Origin of the sequence: Pseudomonas sp. M1, from assembly GCF_022760135.1 — a bacterium.
GTDB lineage: Bacteria > Pseudomonadota > Gammaproteobacteria > Pseudomonadales > Pseudomonadaceae > Pseudomonas > Pseudomonas citronellolis.
The window spans coordinates 2,481,639-2,497,399 of record NZ_CP094343.1; the positions used below are offsets into that span (position 1 = coordinate 2,481,639).

The following is a 15,761-nucleotide window of genomic DNA, read 5'->3' on the forward strand; positions in this document are numbered from 1 at the left end:
CAACCACAAGAACAAGAGAGAGCCGAAATGGCAAACCAGAGAGTTGAAGTGATCCTGGATACCCAGAAGTGCCAGGGCTATGGCCTGTGCCTGGGCTCGGACGACGTCTTCGAGATGGATGACGCCGCCAACATCGCGCGCCTGAAGGTGCGCTTCGTCGACCTCGCCCGCCATGGCGAGATCGAGCAATTGGCGAGGGACTGCCCGGCCATGGCCATCAGTTGCCGCGTCGTCGACGCCGAATGAATCCAGGAGTCCAGCCATGAGTGACATCGCCAGCCGGCTGATCGGCCGCAAGTTCGACCAGATCTGCTTCGTCGTCCCGGACATCGAGGCAGCCATCGCTACCTGGAAGAAGACCAACGGCGTGCAGGTCTGGAACATCGCCTACGACCTGGCCAGGGAGCAGACCCAGAAGGAATACCGCGGCGAGCCGGGTGACTTCCAGTTCAGCTGCGCCTACGGCTTCGCCGGCGACACCCTGATCGAACTGGCCCGCCACGACGGCGGCCGCAGCCTGTACAAGGACTGGATCGACAGCCGTGGCTACGGTCCGCACCACATCGGCTTCCGCCAGAACGACGCCGGGGAATACGCCCAGGCCGAGCGCCACTACCGGGACCTGGGCCTGGAGAAGGCCATGGCCGGTTTCTTCGAAGGCCCCTTCGGCAACTGTCGCTGGAGCTACTGGGACACCCGCGAGCTGATCGGCTTCTACACCGAGCTGTACTACGTCGACGGCGAGCTGAACGAACGCATGGCGGCGTTGCGCCGCGGCGAGAACGTCAGCATCACCTCGTGACCGGCAAGGGGTGGCGCGCCGCCCCGCACTCACCTTTCTAGGAGCAAGCGAACATGAACATCATCGGTCCCGACGCCCTGGTTCTCGCCGTCGACGACACCGAGGCCGCAGTCAGATACATGACCGACTTCGGCCTGCGTGAAGCCGGCCTGGTCCGTGGCGGCCGACTCTTCGAAACCCTCGATGGCACTGGCGTCATCCTCTGCGAGGCCGGCGACCCGGCACTGCCGCCGCCGTTGAGCCCGAACAACAAGCTGCGCAAGATCGTCTACGGCGTGGCCGACCAGCACAGCCTGGACGAGATCGCTGTCGAGCTAGGCAAGGACCGCGAGGTCAAGCGCCTGGAGGACGGTGCCCTGGAGGCCCTGGACGACATGGGCATCCCCCTGGTCTTCCAACTGACCATGCGCCGCGAGATCGCACTGCCAGCCGAGGCCGTCAACGCCCCCGGCGCGCCCCTGCAGCGCCCGGTGAACTGCGTCGGCGTCGATCCCGGGCAGGTGCCGCTGCCGCGTACCCTGGGGCACTTCGCGCTGTTCGTGCCGGACGTACCAGCGGCGGAGAAGTTCTATGCCGAACGTCTGCAGTTCCGCGTCAACGACCGCCTCGGTGGCGGGCCTTTCATGCGTAGCAAGGGGACCCAGGAGCATCACACCATGTTCCTCATCCAGACGCCACCGATGCTCAAGGGTGTGGAGCACATGGCTTTCCATCTGGCGGGCCCGAGCGAGGTGATGCAGGCCGGGCTGCGCTTCCGTGACCTTGGCCACCCGAGCTTCTGGGGGCCGGGCCGGCACAGTTTCGGCTCCAACTGGTTCTGGTATTTCGACGGCCCGCTGGGCTGCCGCTTCGAGTACGACGCCGACATGGACAAGCACGATGATGACTGGGTGCCGCGCGAGAAACCGCTGCACGCCGACAACGCCCAGGCCTACCTGCTGGAGATGCTCGAGCAGAACTGGGCGCCCTTCGACGGCCCGCGCCGTCGCCCGGATGCCGGGGACGCCGTGGCCTGACGCCCCCGCAGCAGACCGGCGCGCGCCGTGCTGGACATGGCGCGGCGCAGCGCCGGCCGTCGGCACGCCGAAGCGCCCCGGTCGGGGTGGCGGAAGGGACGCGAAGGCGGTTCGCACAGCCAGGGTGCAAGCCCTGGCTTTTTTTCGTCGTGGTCGAAGCCCGCGTCTATTGTCCCACGCGAGACCGTAGGAGATTCACCCGCGATCCCGCCAGCAAGGCTGGCGCACGGGCCATCGCGGACTGAGTCTGCCCCTACAAAGGCGTGCCCGGCTGACACCATTCCTCACATCCACGCCGAACGGCCCCCTCTCCCGCTTGCGGGAGAGGGCTGGGGAGAGGATTGCGAGCCCAATCCCAGGCACCGCGCCAACCGGAAACCCCGTTCGCGAGCGAGCTCGCTCCTACAAGGGCGTACCCGGCTGACACCGAATCCCACATCCACACTGCATGTCCACCATCGCGCGCAGGGCGTGCTTCTGCAGTGAGCATTCAGGCAATCCCCACGCTTGGCCACAATCCCGCCGACGCCTTGCAAATCCTGCATATCTGCATTGAAGGATGCGGCGTGGCTCCACTTCGAAGGCGTTCATAAGATGCTTCCCAATGGTTGTCCAGGTCGTTGTCCGCGCATGCCGAGCCAGGTTATGGCGGTGGTCGCGCGAGGGCTGGCAACCATCCGAATGCCGCAGGTTCGCTCCAGTGCAGATCACGTGGCGGGCGAGTCATTAGAAGAACAACAGGAAACCATCATGGCCGCGAAGAATCGTTTTCGCCTAACCGGTGTGGAGTGTGTCAGGTTCGCCGTCGAGCATCTCGACGAAGCCTGTCGGTTCGCCTCCGACTGGGGGCTCACCTATGTGGTCTCGTCCGACCCGGAAGTGAAGCTCTTCCGTGCGGTGGACGGCTCCGAAGTGCAGATATGCGCGGCCGATCCGTCGCGCCCCGGGCGCATGCCGATCGGTAGCCCCAGTGGCCTTTGCGAACTGGTCTGGGGCGTCGAGGACCGCGAGGCGCTGCAGGCCCTGGCCGAAGAACTGGGCAGGGACCGTCGCGCCGAGTTCGATGCCGATGGCGTGTTGCACAGCGTCGACGACCTGGGCATCAACCTTGGCTTCCGTGTTGCCCAGCGCCGCCCGGTGCCCTATGAGGTGACCCGCTACAACGCTCCAGGCAGCGCCGAGCGCATCAACCGGCGTGCTCCTGCCTACAAGGCGGCCAAGCCGCGGGAAATCAGCCACGTGGCCATTGGCGTCGACGATGCCGGCCAGGCCGTGCAGTTCTATATCCAGCGCCTGGGCTTCATCGTTTCCGATCGCTACGCCAACCGCGGCATCTTCATGCGCTGCTCGCCCACCGGCAACCACCACCACGTGTTCTTCATGAATGGCAAGCAGCCGGGCACCCGCTTCAACCACCTGGCCTTCAAGGTGCGTGACATCCACGAGGTGATCGGTGGCGGCCAGCACCTGGACTCCCTGGGCTGGAAGACCTTCGCCGGGCCTGGCCGCCACACCATCTCCTCGGCCTGCTTCTGGTACTTCCAGAGCCCGTTCGGCGGTGCCTGGGAATATGCCGCCGACGAAGACATCGTCACCCCCGAGTGGGAGCCGCAGGACTTCGCCGCCATTGCCCACATCTTCTCCGAGTGGACCTTCGGCCTGGAGAAGTCCGACGGCACCCTCAAGGGGCCGATCTCGGCCAGCAAGGAAAAGGCGCTCTAGCGCCGGACCGCTCCGCCGGCCCACCGATGGCCCGGCGCGAGCGACTCGATGCCACGTTCACAAGGAAACCTTCCGTGTCCGCTCCGAACCCCTACTGGATCGAACTGTTGGACTGCCAGGTGCGCCAGGTCCAGGGCAAGTACCGCACCCGCATCATCGAGGCCGGCAGCGGTCCGCTGCTGCTCCTCCTGCATGGCACGGGTGGTCATGCCGAGAACTATGCCCTGAACATTGCCGAGCTGGCCAGGCGTTTCCATGTCGTAGCCCTGGACTTCCTCTGGCATGGCAAGTCGCAGACCGAAGGCTATGACCCGCGGATCATCCCCTGCCTGGTGGACCAGGTCGTGGACGTCATGGACCAGCTGGGCGTCGCCAGCGCCTTCGTCGAGGGCCAATCCCTCGGCGGTTGGGTGGCCATGCAGTTGGCGCTGCGTCATCCATGGCGGGTGAGGGCGCTGGTGCTCACCACCACCATGGGCTACACGCCGGATGCCGGCGCCATTCCCGGCTACGTCGAACCGGACTGGTCGAGCAACCTGGCCAGTTCCCTGGAGGTGCTGCGCAACCCCTGCTTCGAGAACGTGCGCAGCCGCATGGAGCGCATCCTCGCCAAGCCCGAACGGCTTACCGACGAGGCGGTGCTGGTGCGCCAGGCGCTCTACCGGCAGCCGGCCCTGGCCGCCGTGCAGCAGCGGTTCATCGCCGAGTACCTGGCCGGCGAGAGCATTCGCCAGTATATCGTCACTGATGCCCTGGCCCGCCAGATAACCCAGCCCACCCTGGTTTACTGGGGCGAGGCCAACCGCACCCCGCCGGCCCTCGGCGAGCACCTGGCGCGCCAGGTGCGCAACGGGCGTTTCCACTGTGCCGCCGACACCGGGCACTGGGCGCAGTTCGAGAGCGCCGCCGAACACAACGAAGTGGTGGCCGCTTTCCTCACCGAGCAACTGCAGGAGAACCGCATGACCCCCCTGGACCCCGTCGGACGATGGGAAATCCTCGCCTGGGAGCAACTCTTCGACGATGGCCGCCGCGAGCTGCCCATGGGCGAGGGCCTGGAGGGCTTCATCCAGTACACCGCCGACGGCCACATGGCCTGCATGATCGCCCGCGCCGAGCGGCCGAACTTCGAGACCGGTGGCCAATGGAACGCCAGCGACGCGGAGAAGGCCGGCGCCTACAACAGCATGCTCGCCTATGGAGGCCGCTACGAGGTGAATGGCGACGTCATCACCCACCACGTCGACATCAGCCTGTTCCCCAACTGGCGCGGCGGCGCGCAGAAGCGTCGCGTCGAGGTCAACGCCGACGGCACCCTGACCCTCAGTGCGCGTCTGGAAGAAGGCACTCCGCAAGCCCGCACCGCGCGCCTGGTCTGGCGCCGCGACGGTATCTGAGAAGGGAGAAGTAGATGAATAGCCCCGTGAACCCGGAGATCGGCCGTAGCATCGCCACCGGCTCCATCACCACCAACTACCACGACGTCGGCAGCGGCGAGCCCGTACTGCTGCTGCACGGCTCCGGCCCTGGCGTCAGCGCCTGGGCCAACTGGCGCCTGCCGATCCAGCAGTTGCAGGGGCGGTTCCGCCTGCTCGCGCCGGATCTCGCTGGCTTCGGCTATACCCAGGTGCCCGAGGGCATCGAATACTCCCGCCAGCTGTGGTTGGAGCAGATGGTCGCCTTCCTCGACGCCTTGGGTCTGGAGCGCGTCGATGTAATCGGCAACTCCTTCGGCGGCTCCATGGCTCTGGCCCTGGCCATCCATCATCCCGAACGGGTTCGTCGGCTGATCCTGATGGGTAGTGTCGGTGTGCCTTTCGAACTCACCCCGGGCCTGGACGCGGTGTGGGGCTACGAGCCCTCCGAAGACAACATGCGCGCGATCATGCGCATCTTCGCCTACGACCAGAAGCTGGTCGGCGACGACCTGGTGCGCATGCGCTACGAGGCCAGCAAGCGAGCCGGCGTGCACGAGGCCTATTCGAGCATGTTCCCCGCGCCGCGCCAGCGCTGGGTGGACGCCATGGCCCACGGCGAGACGGAAATCCGCGGTATCCGCCAGCCGACCCTGATGGTCCACGGGCGCGACGACAAGGTCATCCCGCTGGCCACCTCGCAGACACTGCTGCGGTGGATCGACGACAGCCAACTGCACGTCTTCGGCCGTTGCGGCCACTGGACCCAGATCGAACACGCCAGCGCCTTCTGCCAACTGGTGGCGAACTTCCTCTCGGCCGCGTGACGCGGCCGCATTCGAACAAGAACAAGGAACACCCGTCATGACCCTAGCAGCAAGCAAAGCCCTGATCGTCGGCGCCGGCACCGCCGGCATGTCCGCCGCCATCACCCTGCGCCGCCTCGGCCTGGATGTCGATGTCATCGACATCAACCCACAGTGGGGCGCCCTGGGCGCCGGACTGACCATCACCGGGCCGACCCTGCGCGCCCTGTACCAACTCGGCGTCTACCCGGACATGGCCGAGGAGGCCTACGTCGGCGAAGGCATCCAGGTCTGCGACACCCAGGGCCAGCCGCTGCGCCTGCTGGCCACGCCGATGCCAGCGGACTGCCCGGTGCAGGGCAGCGGCGGGATCATGCGCCCGACCCTGCACGGCATCCTCGCCCGCCAGGTGCGCGCCGGCGGCACCGACATCCGCCTGGGCCTCACGGTGGAAGCGCTGCAGCAGGATGCCGACGGCGTCGACGTGACCTTCAGCGACGGCAGCCAGGGCCGCTACGACCTGGTGCTGGGTTCCGACGGGGTGTTCTCGCGCATTCGCGCGCTGCTGTTCGCCGACGCGCCGCGCCCCGAATACACCGGGCAGAGCTGCTGGCGCCTGTTCCTCGAGCGGCCGGCCAGCGTCGAACGGCGCACCTATTTCCTCGGCGGCCCGCACAAGGTCGGTTTCACCCCGGTCTCGGCCACGCACATGTACATGTTCCTGCTGGAGCGCACGCCCCAGGTATTCATCGAGCCGCAGCTGTTCCACGGCGAGCTGGCCAGGCGCCTTGAGGGCTACGGCGGCATCCTCGCGCAGATCCGCGATTCGCTGGGCGAGAAGGACAACCCGGCGATCAACTTCCGCCCGCTGGAAATCTTCAGCCTGCCGGCGCCCTGGTACCAGGGACGCGTGCTGCTGATTGGCGATAGCGCGCACCCGACTACTCCGCAGCTGGCCTCTGGTGCCGGCATGGGCATCGAGGATGCCCTGGTACTGGCAGAGGAACTGGCCGGCTCGCACAGCATCGCCGAGACCTTCGAGCGCTTCATGCGCCGCCGCGAGGCGCGTTGCCGCCTGGTCACCGACAGCTCCATGGAACTGGGCCGGCTGGAGCAGGCGAGGGCACCGGTGGAAGCGCAGACGGCAGTGGTCGAGCTCGCCCTGCGCCAGCTCGCCGAAGCCATCTGAGGAGGACGCCATGAGCAGCAACCCGATCCACCAGCAGATCGCCGCCGAGCTGTACCGGGCCCAGCGCCAGGCCGAGGCCGTGGAGCCGCTGACCGCGCGCTATCCGCAACTGAGCGTCGAGGATGCCTACGCCATCCAGCAACTGCTGATGACACGGCGCCTTGAAGATGGCGAGCGGGTGGTGGGCAAGAAGATTGGAGTGACCAGCCAGGCGGTGATGGGCCTTCTGGGTGTGGACCAGCCGGACTTCGGCATCCTCACCGATGCCATGACCTTCAACGGCGGCGCGGCCATTCCCGCCGCCGGGCTGATCCAGCCGAAGGCCGAGGGCGAGATCGCCTTCGTCCTCAAGCACGACCTGCAGGGCCCGGGCGTGACCGTGGCCGACGTGCTGCGCGCCACCGAGGGCGTGATGGCCTGCTTCGAGATCGTCGACTCGCGCATCCGCGACTGGAAGATCCGCATCCAGGACACCGTGGCCGACAACGCCTCCTGCGGCGTGTTCGTCCTCAGCGACCGCCTGGTGCCGCTGAGCGAGGTGGACCTGACCCACTGCGGCATGGTGCTGGAGAAGAACGGCGAGATCGTCGCCACCGGCGCCGGCGCCGCGACCATGGGCTCGCCGGCGGTGGCCGTGGCCTGGCTGGCCAACACCCTTGGCCGCCTGGGCGTAGGGCTGAAGGCCGGCGAGGTGATTCTTTCCGGCTCGCTCGGGCCGATGATCCCGGTGGCGGTGGGGGACAACCTGCGGGTGTCCATCGGCGGCATCGGCGCCTGCTCGGTGCGCTTCGTCTGAGGCCTTCCAACCAGAACCACAAGAGGTGCCAAGCATGAGCTTCGAAATCAAGGAATCCATCCTCGCCGGGCTGATCGGCGGCGCCATCGCCGCCGTGCTGGCCTTCCTGGTCAACCAGTTCCTCGTGCCCTTCCCGCAAAGCGTACTGGACAACGCCCTGGGCAACGGCATCAGCGGTTTCGTCAGCGGCCTGCTCAGCGGCTTCGTCGGCGTCTACCTCGTGCTGCGCAAGGTGCGCGTCCCCAAGCCGGCCTGATCCTTTTCGCAAACACCGCGCGCCAGCAGGCGCGCGGCCGGAGTTCCCCATGAGCAAACGCAAAGTCGCCATCATCGGTTCCGGCAATATCGGCACCGATTTGATGATCAAAGTCCTGCGCAATGCGCAGCATTTGGAAATGGCCGCCATGGTCGGTATCGACCCGGCCTCCGACGGTCTGGCCCGCGCATCACGAATGGGCGTGGCCACCACCCACGAAGGCGTCGAGGGCCTGACCCGCCTGCCGATCTTCAACGAGATCGACTTCGTCTTCGATGCCACTTCAGCCGGCGCCCACGTGAAGAACGACGCGTTTCTGCGGGGCCACAAGCCCGGTCTTCGCGTGATCGACCTGACCCCGGCCGCAATCGGTCCCTATTGCGTGCCGGTGGTCAATCTGGAGCAGCACCTGCAGGCGTTGAACGTGAATATGGTGACCTGCGGTGGGCAGGCGACCATTCCGATGGTGGCGGCCGTTTCGCGGGTGGCCAAGGTCCATTACGCCGAGATCATTGCCTCCATCGCTTCGAAGTCGGCCGGTCCCGGTACTCGCGCCAATATCGACGAGTTCACCGAAACCACCTCGAAAGCCATCGAGGTGATCGGCGGCGCGGCGAAGGGCAAGGCGATCATCATCATGAATCCGGCGGAGCCGCCGCTGATCATGCGCGATACCGTCTACGTCCTTTCTGAAGCCGTGGACCAGGCCAAGGTCGAGGCCAGCATCGAGGAAATGGCCGCCGCCGTGCAGGCCTACGTCCCCGGCTATCGCCTGAAGCAGAAGGTGCAGTTCGACGAAGTCTGTGAGCTGAACATTCCTGGCCATGGCCGCTTCTCCGGCCTGAAGACCTCGGTGTTCCTCGAAGTGGAAGGCGCCGCCCACTACCTGCCGGCCTACGCCGGCAACCTCGACATCATGACCTCCGCCGCGCTGGCTACTGCCGAGCGCATGGCGCAAGCAATGGGGGCTTCGGCATGAGCCAGAAACTCTATATCTCCGACGTGACCCTGCGTGACGGCATGCACGCCATCCGCCATCAGTATTCGCTGGAGGATGTGCGCGCGATTGCCAGCGCCCTCGACCTGGCCAAGGTTGACTCCATCGAAGTGGCCCATGGCGATGGTCTGCAAGGCTCGTCCTTCAACTACGGCTTCGGCGCCCACACCGATCTGGAGTGGATCGAAGCGGCGGCCGACGTGGTGAAGCACGCCAAGATCGCCACCTTGCTGCTACCCGGTATCGGCACCATCCACGACCTGAAGAACGCCTACAACGCCGGCGCTCGCGTCGTAAGGGTGGCCACCCACTGCACCGAAGCGGATGTCTCCAAGCAGCACATCGAATACGCCCGCGAGCTGGGCATGGATACGGTCGGCTTCCTGATGATGAGCCACATGCAGACACCCGAAGGTCTCGCTCAGCAGGCGAAGCTGATGGAGAGCTACGGCGCCACCTGCATCTACGTCGTCGATTCCGGCGGCGCGATGAATATGGACGATATCCGCGCGCGCTTCCGCGCCGTGAAAGCGGTCCTGAAGCCCGAAACCGAAACCGGCATCCACGCCCACCACAACCTCAGCCTCGGTGTGGCGAATTCCATCGCCGCGGTGGAGGAGGGCTGCAACCGCATTGATGCCAGCCTGGCGGGCATGGGTGCGGGAGCGGGCAACGCGCCGCTGGAGGTGTTCATCGCCGCTGCCGACAAGCTCGGTTGGCACCATGGCACCGACCTGTATGCGCTGATGGACGCGGCGGACGATCTGGTGCGCCCGCTGCAGGACCGCCCGGTACGCGTCGATCGCGAAACCCTCGCGCTCGGCTATGCCGGTGTCTATTCGAGCTTCCTGCGCCACGCCGAGGTGGCCTCGGCCAAGTACGGCATCAAGGCCGTGGACATCCTCGTCGAACTGGGCAAGCGGCGGATGGTCGGCGGCCAGGAAGACATGATCGTCGACGTCGCCCTGGATCTGCTGGCTAGCCGGTAGCGGCCGGAGTCGCTGGGCTCCCGCGTTCGCGGGAGTGACGGGGGAAGGGATGCGCGCTTCCCCCATCCGTCATCCCCGCGAACGCGGGGACCCAGCGCCTTCAGCGCCGAAATCGCGGATAAATCCGTTCCTACGAAAAGCCACAGCCCGTGGCCTCGCGCGCCACGCACATGCATCACCTCCGGCGGCCCTCCACCAGGTCGCCGTTCCACGCCCGCCCCGGAGGCGGGCTTTTTCTTTCCGGCCCCGGGAGTTCCCGCCTTGAACCACTCCGCATCCGCCGTACGCCCCGTTCCCGCTTCGCTCATGGTCCTGCTCGGCAGCCTGGCGGCCATCGCACCGCTGTCCACCGACATGTACCTGCCGGCCTTCGGCACCATTCGCCAGGAGCTCGGCCTGGCTGCCGGCCAGGTGGAACTGAGCTTCTCCTCCTACTTCATTGGCATGTTGATCGGCATGCTCTGCTACGGCCCGCTGAGCGACCTGCTCGGACGCAAGCGTCCGCTGCTGGTGGGCCTGGCCCTGTACGTGCTGGCCGGTGCCGCCATCACCCAGGTCGAGCACCTGGCCGGGCTGATCGGCTGGCGCTTCCTCCAGGGCCTGGGCGGCTGTGCCGGGGCGGTGCTGACCTTCGCCATCATCCGTGACCGCTGCGACATGCGGCAGAGCGCGCAGAACATCTCGCTGCTGATCCTGATCATGGGCGCCGCGCCGGTCATCGCGCCGCTGCTGGGCGGCTGGGTGCAGGCGCTGGCCGGCTGGCGCAGCGTGTTCGTCAGCCTGACTCTGTTCGGCGTGCTGTGCTTCGCCTATGCCCTGGCCTTCCTGCAGGACGTGCCGAGCCAGCACCCCGGCGACACTAGCCTGGCCGGGGTACTGCGCGACTACGGCGAACTGCTCGTCAGCGGACGCTTCATGACCCTGGCGCTGACCCAGGCCCTGGTGATGGGCGCGATGTTCACCTACATCGTCGGCTCGCCTTTCGTACTGATGGATATCCACGGCATATCGGCCAGTCACTTCGGCTACTTCTTCGGCGCCAATGCCGTCGGTGTGATGCTGATGGGGCAACTGAACCGTGCGTTGCTGCGCAGCCTGGATCCGGTACGCATCCTGCGCCCGGCGCTATGGTTGCCGCTGCTGGGCGGTGTGCTGCTGCTGATCGACGCGCAACTGGCAGCGAGCACGTTGTGGCTGGTGCTGCCGGGCTTCTTCCTGGCGGTGTGCAGCGTAGGCTTCGTCAACCCCAACGCCACCGCGCTGGCCATGGCCGAACAGGGCCGCCGCGCCGGCAAGGCATCGGCCATCCTCAACAGCGGCGTGTTCGGCTTCGGCATGCTGGCCGGGGTGTTGCTCAACCTGTTCTACAACGGCGGCGTGGCGCCGGTGGCCTGGCTGATCTTTAGCGCCGGCCTGCTGGCGGTGCTGATCGGCCGGCGCGTTTGAGCCACTCCGGAGCAAGGTTGGGGCGCGGTCTTGCCGGCTGCGCCGTGGCGCTCTTCGTAGGATGGGTTGAGCCTGCGATACCCATCGGGCGTATCGCTTCGCTCAACACCATCCTACGACGTGGCAGTTCCGCCCGGCGTTGCGGCGAGGTTATCCAGCGCTGCCGCTGAACCCCGCCACCGCCGCGTTCAGATCTTCGCCCACTCTTGCCAGTTCGCGCACCGAGCCTTCCAGCTCGCTGCCCGCCGCGCGGCTCTGCCCGGCGATGCCGCGCACCCGCTCCATGTTCCGTCCGACCTCTTCGGCCACCTGGCTCTGCTGCTCGGCAGCGGCGGCTATCTGCTCGTTCATGCGTTCAACCGTGGTCACCGCTGTGGCGATTGCGCGTAGCGCCTGGGACGTCTGCGCGGCCAATTCGACACTGCCGTGGGTCAGCGTGCGGCTGTCGAGCAGGCGCGTGGCGGCACGTTCGCTGACCTCGCGCAGGCGCGCCAACATGGCGGCGATCTCCTCGGTGGAAACCTGGGTACGTTGCGCCAGGTTGCGCACCTCGTCGGCCACTACCGCGAAACCCCGGCCGTGCTCGCCGGCCCGCGCCGCCTCGATGGCGGCGTTGAGCGCCAGCAGGTTGGTCTGCTCGGCCAGGGTGTCGATCACCTGCAGTACCCGGCCGACGCCTTCGCTTTCTTCCAGCAGGTGCTGCATGGCCTCGGCGCAGCCCTCCATTTCGCCTGCCAACCGTTCGATGCGCGCGGTAGCCTGGCCCATCAGCTCGTCGCCCTGGCGTGCTGCTTCACTGGCCTGTCGCACGGCGCTGAAGGTATCGCTCGCATAACGCGCCACCTCCTGGGCGCTGCCGGTCATCTGGCGCATGGCGGTGGCGGCCTGCTCGGTCTCGTGGTTCTGCCGGTCGACCTGCTGGCGGGTGCCCTCGGCCACCTGTACCACGCTGCCGGAGACACTGTTGAGCTGGCCCACACCACGGCCGATGCGGCCTACCAGATCACGCAGGTTGACGAGCATGGTGGCGCTGCTATCCAGCAGCTGCCCCAGCTCGTCGCGCCGGCCGCCAGCGCCCAGCTGTGCGCCCAGGTCACCCCTGGCGATGCGCTGAGTCGCCTGTACCACCTGTCGCAGCGGTTGCAGGATCAACTGGCGGATCAGGGCGATGGCGCCCACGCCGATGACCAGGGCCAGCGCCAGAATGCCCGCCAGCAGACGCATGACGCGCTGGTTGAGCGCGCTCCAGGCAGCTTCCTGTTCGGTGCTGGCGGCACTGAGCTGGGTGCTCACCTGGTCGGCGGCGCGGGCCATTTCGGCTTGGGATACGGCGGCGCGCTGTCGGCTGGCGACGAAGCCGAGGAAGGCCTGGCGGTACTCCTCCAGGGCCTGGCGTGCCTGGCCCAGGGTGTCGCCCTCGGTGCCTCGCAGCTGGCGAGCGAGGCTGTCGAGGTAGGTAAACATTTCGGTCAGCCGGGTTTCCCAGTCGTCGCGGGCGCGGGCGTTGCCGTCGAAGCTGAAGTGCAATTCGCTGTCGCGCAGGTTGGCCAGCTTGTCGGCGAGCATCGCCGCCTGCTCCAGCAGCATCAGGCGTTCCTCGTCGGCGGCCTGGCCTCGCTCGGCCAACTGCCCCAGGGCATCGAGCTGGTCGAGAAGGACGGCGGCGAAACGCTCGCCGGCAGCCTGGGCGAGCGCCTGCATGCGCAGGCGCGCGGCGCGTTCGTCCTCACGCGCCTGGACATAGTCGTGGAACTGCTTGCGGTAGGCATCGGCCGCCTGCCGGGTGTGGGTGTCGCCGGCCAGGCGCGTGCCCAGATCGCCGAGCAATGCGCCGACCCTGCCGGCGGTCTCGGACGAGGGCGCCAGACCGTAGCTCTTCTCGGCTTCCCGGGCCTGTTGCATGAGCGCCCGGGTGATACCCAACTCGCGGATGTGCTCGCCGCGCAGTTGCAACTGCTGCAGGGCGTGGAAGGCGGTGACGGCCACCGCCAGGGTCGACAGCAGGACCAGGCCGAAGCCCAGGGTGAGCTTGTGGCCCACCGACAGATTGCCCAGTACGCGGGTGAACATGCGGAACATCCTTCCTGGCAGGTGAGGGATGCGGGCGCGCGGCGGGCTGGGGACCAGGTCCGCCGCTGCGCCGGCGGCGGGGTACGGAGCGGCTAGCGGCGGCCGTGGTCCGAAGGTGGGTGGGGCATGGCGTTTCTTCTTGTGGTTACCGCGAAGTGCGGGTCCTGGTTGGCCTCAGCCGAGCAGGCTTTTGAGTTCCACACTGGTATTGGCTACCGCCGCCTTGTCCGGCGAGAGGCCGGCGGCGAGCAGCTTGCGGCTCGTGATGTGGTCCAGTGGCTGGTTGATGGAGTCCACGCCGATCAGCTCGTCGCCGCGGTAATGGAACACCGAGAAACGGCCACTGGCCGGCTCACCGCGCACTACGCAGTCGGTGCGATCGGCGCTGAGGCCAATCATCTGCAGCTTGATCTCGCCCTGGTCGGACCAGAACCAGGGCACCGTGTGATAGCGCGCGCAGGCATCGCCGTGGATCACCTGGGCCACCACCCGCGCCTGGTCGTTGGCGTTCTGGATCGACTCCAGGCGGATGCGCGCGTTGCCGGCGTACGGGTTCTCGTGGGCCGCGCAGTCGCCGATGGCGAATACGTCCGGTGCCGAAGTGCGCATCTGGCCATCGACGAGGATGCCATTGCCACAGGCGATGCCGGCGGCCTCGGCCAACTCGCTGTTGGGCTGGGCGCCGGCGCCGACGATCACCAGGTCCGCCGGCCATTCGCCGTTCTCGCCCAGCACTGCGCATACCTGGCCGCCGTCGCCACGGAAGGCGCTGACACGGCAGCCGGTTTCGATGCGGATGCCCTTGCCGGCGTGACGCTGCGCGACGTACTCGGATACCAGCGGCGCCACCGAGCGCTCCATGATCCGCGAGGCGTTCTCCAGCACCGTCACCTGCTTGCCCAGCGCGGCGGCAGTGGCCGCCAGTTCCAGGCCAATGAAGCCTCCACCGACCACCACTACGCGCTGGCTTGTGGCCAGGCGTTGGCGGATGCGCCGGGCATCCTCCAGGGTGCGCAGGGTCTGGATGCCCTGCAGTTCGGCACCGGGCAGCGGCAGGCGCCGCGCTCGGGCGCCGGTGGCGAGGACCAGATGGCCGTATTCCAGCCGTTCGCCGTTCCGCAGCAACAGGCCATGGCTGGCTGGCTCGATGCTCTCGACCGGGCTGTCCAGCAGCAGATCGATGCCTTTTTCGGCATAGAACTCGGCACTTTCCAGCTGCAGGCGGCGCTCGCTTTCGGCGTCATCGCCGGCGGCCATGAACGCCTTGGACAGCGGCGGGCGGTGGTAGGGCAGGTCGGCCTCGTCGCTGAGCAGCGCCAGGCTGCCGGCGAAGCCGAGGTTGCGCAGGGCGAAGGCCAGGCTCACGCCCGCGTGCCCGGCGCCGACTATGGCCACGTCTTTTTTCATTGTCGTTGTCTCCGTGTCGCAGCGTTGGCATCAGCCGGCGAAGAAGTCGTCCAGCAGGCGCTGTACCTGTCGAGGTGCTTCGTGATTGACGATGTGCCCGGCGCCTTCCAGCACCGCCAGGCGGGTGTGCGGGTTGCAGGCGGCCATCTCGCGCATGGCTTCCACCGGGCCGCCGCCGTGGTCGTGCTCGGCTGCCACCAGTAGGGTCGGCACCGCCAGTTCGGCGAAGCGCGCGCTGAAATCCATCTCGATGAAGGCCTCGACGTAGGCGAGGTAGCCAGCCAGGCTGGTGGCTTTCATCATCCGCCGCAGGCGCTCGTCCACTTCCGGGTGGGCCAGGCGGAATTCCGGGCGCAGCCAGCGGTCGACGGTGACGTCCGCCAGCCTGGCGATGCCCTGGTCGCGGGCGGCCTGGCAGCGCGCACGCCAGAAATCGCGCCGATCGTCCGGCTGGCGCGGGCGGCAGCAGAAGGCGGCGATGCGCCCGATGCGCCGCGGATGGTCCAGGCCCAGGGCCAGGGCCTGCGAACCGCCGAAGCCCAGGCCCACCACGTGTGAGCGTGGGATGTCCAGCTCGTCCCATAGCTGAACGATGCCGGCGAGAATGTCGGCGAAGCGGCAGGCCTCCGGTGGTTGCGGGCTGCGGCCGTGGCCCCAGGGATCGAAACGCAGCACGCGGAAGCGACTGGCCAGGACGTGCGCCTGCTCCTCCCAGAAACTCGCGTCGTTGCCGATGCCGGGAATGAAGGTCAGCCAGGGCGCGCCTTCAGGCCCCTCGACCAGGTAATGGAATGTGGGCAGTCTGTTCATGCGATGGCTCCTCTGACTGTCGCGCAGGGTACGAAGCGCC

Annotated in this window: 14 protein-coding genes and 2 pseudogenes; 12 read left to right on the forward strand and 4 right to left on the reverse strand. The window is 67.3% G+C overall.

What is annotated here, in order from left to right; translation table 11 throughout:
* Positions 1 to 27 precede the first annotated feature (27 nt).
* The 12 genes and pseudogenes from PM1_RS11200 (at position 28) to PM1_RS11255 (ending at position 11,434) form a co-directional block, all read left to right on the forward strand.
* Positions 28 to 246, forward strand: coding sequence for a ferredoxin (locus tag PM1_RS11200; protein ID WP_009623369.1), 219 nt, complete (start codon positions 28 to 30; stop codon positions 244 to 246).
* Between the two features lie 16 nt (positions 247 to 262).
* Positions 263 to 802 carry a VOC family protein gene (locus PM1_RS11205; protein ID WP_009623368.1) on the forward strand — a complete coding sequence of 180 codons (540 nt, stop codon included), beginning with the start codon at positions 263 to 265 and terminating at the stop codon, positions 800 to 802.
* 53 nt (positions 803 to 855) lie between these two features.
* The gene (locus PM1_RS11210; protein ID WP_009623366.1) at positions 856 to 1,818 is read left to right on the forward strand and encodes a VOC family protein; all 963 of its coding nucleotides are present in this window, start codon (positions 856 to 858) and stop codon (positions 1,816 to 1,818) included.
* Between the two features lie 750 nt (positions 1,819 to 2,568).
* On the forward strand, positions 2,569 to 3,540 hold the full coding sequence (locus tag PM1_RS11215; protein WP_009623364.1) for a VOC family protein: 972 nt from the start codon (positions 2,569 to 2,571) through the stop codon (positions 3,538 to 3,540).
* Between the two features lie 74 nt (positions 3,541 to 3,614).
* Complete coding sequence (locus tag PM1_RS11220; protein WP_009623362.1) at positions 3,615 to 4,937, forward strand: alpha/beta fold hydrolase; 1,323 nt, start codon at positions 3,615 to 3,617, stop codon at positions 4,935 to 4,937.
* A gap of 14 nt (positions 4,938 to 4,951) precedes the next feature.
* Positions 4,952 to 5,782, forward strand: a complete 831-nt coding sequence (locus PM1_RS11225; RefSeq protein ID WP_009623361.1) for an alpha/beta fold hydrolase — start codon at positions 4,952 to 4,954, stop codon at positions 5,780 to 5,782.
* Positions 5,760 to 6,950, forward strand: a pseudogene (locus tag PM1_RS11230) (FAD-dependent monooxygenase); the annotation flags it as partial. The gene PM1_RS11225 and the pseudogene PM1_RS11230, both read left to right, overlap by 23 nt.
* Before the next feature lie 10 nt (positions 6,951 to 6,960).
* Positions 6,961 to 7,746, forward strand: coding sequence for a 2-oxopent-4-enoate hydratase (gene dmpE, locus PM1_RS11235; RefSeq protein ID WP_009623357.1), 786 nt, complete (start codon positions 6,961 to 6,963; stop codon positions 7,744 to 7,746).
* Positions 7,747 to 7,780: 34 nt separating this feature from the next.
* Entirely contained in the window at positions 7,781 to 8,002 is a 222-nt protein-coding gene (locus tag PM1_RS11240) for a hypothetical protein (RefSeq protein WP_009623355.1), read from the forward strand.
* Positions 8,003 to 8,051: 49 nt separating this feature from the next.
* Positions 8,052 to 8,981 carry an acetaldehyde dehydrogenase (acetylating) gene (locus PM1_RS11245; protein ID WP_009623353.1) on the forward strand — a complete coding sequence of 310 codons (930 nt, stop codon included), beginning with the start codon at positions 8,052 to 8,054 and terminating at the stop codon, positions 8,979 to 8,981.
* Entirely contained in the window at positions 8,978 to 9,988 is a 1,011-nt protein-coding gene (mhpE, locus tag PM1_RS11250) for a 4-hydroxy-2-oxovalerate aldolase (RefSeq protein ID WP_009623351.1), read from the forward strand. The genes PM1_RS11245 and mhpE overlap by 4 nt, the downstream gene beginning before the upstream one ends.
* Positions 9,989 to 10,294: 306 nt before the next feature.
* Positions 10,295 to 11,434, forward strand: coding sequence for a multidrug effflux MFS transporter (locus PM1_RS11255; RefSeq protein WP_009623349.1), 1,140 nt, complete (start codon positions 10,295 to 10,297; stop codon positions 11,432 to 11,434).
* Between the two features lie 150 nt (positions 11,435 to 11,584).
* Here PM1_RS11255 and PM1_RS31330 read toward each other — a convergent pair whose 3' ends face one another.
* The 4 genes and pseudogenes from PM1_RS31330 to PM1_RS11270 all read right to left on the reverse strand — a co-directional run bounded on the left by PM1_RS31330 (position 11,585) and on the right by PM1_RS11270 (position 15,721).
* Entirely contained in the window at positions 11,585 to 12,457 is an 873-nt protein-coding gene (locus PM1_RS31330) for a methyl-accepting chemotaxis protein (RefSeq protein WP_372242279.1), read from the reverse strand.
* Between the two features lie 24 nt (positions 12,458 to 12,481).
* A pseudogene (locus tag PM1_RS31335) lies at positions 12,482 to 13,513 on the reverse strand (methyl-accepting chemotaxis protein); the annotation flags it as partial.
* A 165-nt stretch (positions 13,514 to 13,678) separates the two neighbouring features.
* On the reverse strand, positions 13,679 to 14,911 hold the full coding sequence (locus PM1_RS11265; protein ID WP_009623347.1) for an NAD(P)/FAD-dependent oxidoreductase: 1,233 nt from the start codon (positions 14,909 to 14,911) through the stop codon (positions 13,679 to 13,681).
* A gap of 30 nt (positions 14,912 to 14,941) precedes the next feature.
* Positions 14,942 to 15,721: an alpha/beta fold hydrolase gene (locus PM1_RS11270; RefSeq protein WP_009623346.1), complete on the reverse strand. Its 780-nt coding sequence runs from the start codon at positions 15,719 to 15,721 to the stop codon at positions 14,942 to 14,944.
* Between the last annotated feature and the right edge of the window lie 40 nt (positions 15,722 to 15,761).